Origin of the sequence: Streptococcus pseudopneumoniae, from assembly GCF_001072925.1 — a bacterium.
GTDB classification, from domain to species: Bacteria; Bacillota; Bacilli; order Lactobacillales; family Streptococcaceae; genus Streptococcus; species Streptococcus pseudopneumoniae_Q.
This window is the reverse complement of sequence record NZ_JVHE01000017.1, coordinates 1-3768: the sequence shown is the minus strand read 5'-3', so window position 1 is coordinate 3768 and position 3768 is coordinate 1. Positions and strand designations below refer to the sequence as shown.

At 42.1% G+C, this 3768-nt stretch carries 4 protein-coding genes; all 4 read left to right on the top strand.

All coding sequences use genetic code 11. The annotated features are described in order from the left end of the window. A partial coding sequence (locus ADH81_RS00615) for an SSURE domain-containing protein (RefSeq protein ID WP_049525753.1) occupies window positions 1–955 on the top strand: 955 nt, incomplete at its 5' end. A 123-nt stretch (window positions 956–1078) separates the two neighbouring features. Beyond that, a complete protein-coding gene (locus ADH81_RS00610; RefSeq protein ID WP_049525752.1) occupies window positions 1079–1777 on the top strand; it encodes a response regulator transcription factor in 699 nt (232 codons plus the stop codon). Further along, complete coding sequence (locus ADH81_RS00605; RefSeq protein WP_049525751.1) at window positions 1774–2826, top strand: sensor histidine kinase; 1053 nt, start codon at window positions 1774–1776, stop codon at window positions 2824–2826. Before ADH81_RS00610 ends, ADH81_RS00605 begins: the two co-directional genes overlap by 4 nt. A 194-nt stretch (window positions 2827–3020) precedes the next feature. Further along, on the top strand, window positions 3021–3632 hold the full coding sequence (rpsD, locus tag ADH81_RS00600; RefSeq protein ID WP_000092756.1) for a 30S ribosomal protein S4: 612 nt from the start codon (window positions 3021–3023) through the stop codon (window positions 3630–3632). Window positions 3633–3768: the final 136 nt, after the last annotated feature.

Here is a 3768-nt window from a genome sequence, read left to right as displayed (position 1 = left end):
GACAAAAGATTTGACAGTGAACTTGAATGGCTTGACCGCTCCAGCTGAAGTTCAAAAAGGAGTAGCTGACAACACCAAAGACACAGTAGATGTCCCAGCTACATACTTGGACAAAGCGAACTTCCCTGGTCCATTCACAGCCGGAGTCAACCAAGTCATTCCATACGAATTCTTCGCTGGTGACGGTATGTTAACTCGCCTTATCTTGAAAGCTTCTGACAAGGCCCCATGGTCAGACAATGGTTCGGCTAAAAATCCGGCTCTTCCACCAGTAGAGAAATTGGGCAAAGGCCTCTACTTCTATGAAGTAGACTTGGCAGGTACTCAAGGTAAATCTGATAAAGAGCTGCTTGATTTCTTGAAACAAAACGGCACTCAAAGTTATAAAGCTACTATTAAAGTGTATGGTGCAAAAGATGGCAAGGCTGACTTGAGCAATCTTGTAGCGACTAAAGATTTGACAGTGAACTTGAATGGACATCAGTCTCTTGTTCCGATGCAGTCAGGTTCCGTCCCATCTTCTAATGGTTCAGCTATGCCGGCTCCAATGATGAATAGTCATCAAGATGCGTCTAATATGAACGCTCAAATGCCAAGTGCTAATCAAGATGAGATGAAATCTAAAATGCCAGCTACTAGCCAGGATAAGATGATGCCTAACAAAGAACAAGATAAAACCATGAATGCTAGCCAGCCTATGGCAACACCAAGTATGAAACAAGATCAAGATCAAGTTCCAGCAGCCACAAGCAAAATGCCTGATGAAGGCAAGATGGCATCTAATAACAAGATGTCAAGTCCGATGATGGCTGATCAAATGAAAGACAAAAAAGACATGCTTCCAAATACTGGTGAAGCCCAAACATCAATGGCTCCTATTGGCTTCCTTGGACTCGCCTTGGCTGGACTGTTAGGTGGACTCGGTTTGAAAGCTAAAAAAGAGGAAAATGACTAGTCTAGCTACAGACTTTCTATCTAGGATTTGAAAAATCCAGATATAGTTTAGAATGTTCGTAAAGCGATTAAAATAGTGTTATACTATTGTAGTATAGCACTGTTTTTTTCAAAGGAGAGACAGATGGGAAAGACCATTTTACTCGTTGACGACGAGGTAGAAATCACAGATATTCATCAACGCTATCTGGTTCAGGCAGGGTATCATGTTTTGGTGGCTCATGATGGAGTAGAGGCCTTGGAAATCTTCAAGCGAAAACCGATTGATTTGATTATTACAGATATCATGATGCCTCGGATGGATGGTTATGATTTGATTAGTGAGGTTCAGTATCAATCTCCAGATCAGCCTTTTCTATTTATTACGGCTAAGACAAGCGAGCAGGACAAGATTTACGGCCTAAGCCTGGGGGCAGATGACTTTATTGCCAAGCCATTTAGTCCTCGTGAGCTTGTTTTACGTGTCCACAATATCTTGCGTCGCCTTCATCGTGGGGGTGAGATAGAGGTTGTCAGTCTCGGTGATTTACGAATGAATCACGGTAGCCATGAGGCTCAAGTAGGAGATATAGCACTTGATTTGACAGTCAAATCCTTCGAGCTTTTATGGATTTTAGCCAGCAATCCAAAGCGAGTTTTCTCTAAGACAGATCTCTATGAAAAGGTCTGGCAAGAAGACTATGTGGATGATACCAATACCTTAAATGTTCATATTCATGCTCTTCGACAGGAGTTAGCTAAATATGCTAGTGCAGAAACGCCCACCATAAAAACAGTTTGGGGCTTGGGCTACAAAATTGAGAAAGCACGAGGTAGTCAATGAAATTAAAAAGTTATATTCTAGTGGGTTATATCATTTCAACACTCCTAACGATTATCGTAGTTTTTTGGGCAGTCCAGCGAATGCTAATTGACGAAAGAGAGATTTATTTCCTGATTGGAATGACTCTAATCGCAAGTTTTGTCGGTGCTGGGATTAGTCTCTTTCTCCTATCACCAGTCTTTACTTCATTGGGTAAACTTAAGGAACATGCCAAGCGAGTAGCGGACAAGGACTTTTCTTCAAATCTGGAGGTTCAAGGGCCTGTGGAATTTCAGCAATTAGGCCAAGCTTTCAATGAAATGTCCCATGATTTGCAGGCGACCTTTGATTCCTTGGAAGAAAGCGAACGAGAAAAGGGCTTGATGATTGCCCAGCTATCGCACGATATCAAGACCCCAATCACTTCAATCCAAGCGACGGTAGAAGGGATTTTGGATGGGGTTATCAAGGAAGGAGAACAAGCCCATTATCTAGCAACCATTGGACGCCAGACAGAACGGCTTAATAAACTGGTTGAAGAGTTGAATTTTTTGACCCTAAATACAGTTAAAAATCAGGTGGAAACGACCAGCAAGGACAGTATTTTTCTGGACCAGCTCTTGATTGAGTGCATGAGTGAATTTCAGTTCTTGATTGAGCAGGAGGAACGAGATGTCCATTTGCAGGTAATCCCAGAGTCTGCTCGAATTGAAGGAGATTATGCCAAACTTTCTCGTATATTGGTGAATCTGGTCAATAACGCTTTTAAATACTCTGCTCCAGGAACCAAGCTGAAAGTGGTAGCTAAGCTGGAGGATAGCCAGCTTTCAATCAGTGTGACCGATGAGGGACAAGGCATTGCTCCAGAGGATTTAAAGAATATTTTCAAACGCCTTTATCGTGTCGAGACTTCGCGCAATATGAAAACAGGTGGTCATGGCTTAGGTCTTGCGATTGCGCGTGAATTGGCCCATCAATTGGGTGGGGAAATTACAGTCAGTAGCCAGTACGGACTAGGAAGCACCTTTACCCTCCTTCTCAATCTCTCTGGCAATGAAAATAAAGCTTAAAACCCCTTTACAAATCTAGCCATTCATGGTAAAATGGATTTTGTGTGAAATATCAGCAGGAAAGCATGAAGCTCGTCAACAGGTGTCTTATAATAAGTAACCTTGGCTGTTTAGGCGAAGGGCATCTGCACGAATCAGGGCTTTCTAAGTGACTATTTCCACCGAAATATTATTTATATCAGGAGGACATTCACATGTCACGTTATACAGGACCATCTTGGAAACAAGCTCGTCGCCTTGGCCTTTCACTTACAGGTACAGGTAAAGAATTGGCACGTCGTAACTACGTACCAGGACAACACGGACCAAACAACCGTTCTAAATTGTCAGAATACGGTTTGCAATTGGCTGAAAAACAAAAACTTCGCTTCACTTACGGTGTAGGTGAAAAACAATTCCGTAACTTGTTCGTACAAGCTACAAAAATCAAAGGCGGAATCCTAGGTTTCAACTTCATGCTTCTTTTGGAACGCCGTTTGGATAACGTTGTTTACCGTCTTGGTCTTGCGACTACTCGTCGTCAAGCTCGTCAATTCGTAAACCACGGTCACATCCTTGTTGACGGAAAACGCGTTGATATTCCATCATATCGCGTAACTCCAGGTCAAGTGATTTCAGTTCGTGAAAAATCATTGAAAGTTCCAGCTATCCTTGAAGCAGTAGAAGCTACTCTTGGACGTCCAGCATTCGTATCATTCGATGCTGAAAAATTGGAAGGTTCATTGACTCGTTTGCCAGAACGCGATGAAATCAACCCAGAAATTAACGAAGCACTTGTCGTTGAATTCTACAACAAAATGCTTTAATTTTAAGATATATCTTACAGAAAGCCTACAACAGTGGGCTTTTTGCTTTGTCTGAAAATTAGATTATGAAAAACGGCTCTTTGTCAACTGTAGTGGGTTGAATAAAAGCTAACATCTGGAGAGGACAATCGTTGTC

What these genes read in the sequence shown, in the direction of transcription:
- ADH81_RS00610 (WP_049525752.1), top strand. Translation starts at nt 1,079, where the DNA reads ATGGGAAAGACCATTTTACTCGTTGACGACGAGGTAGAAATCACAGAT.
- rpsD (WP_000092756.1), top strand. Translation starts at nt 3,021, where the DNA reads ATGTCACGTTATACAGGACCATCTTGGAAACAAGCTCGTCGCCTTGGC.
- ADH81_RS00605 (WP_049525751.1), top strand. Translation starts at nt 1,774, where the DNA reads ATGAAATTAAAAAGTTATATTCTAGTGGGTTATATCATTTCAACACTC.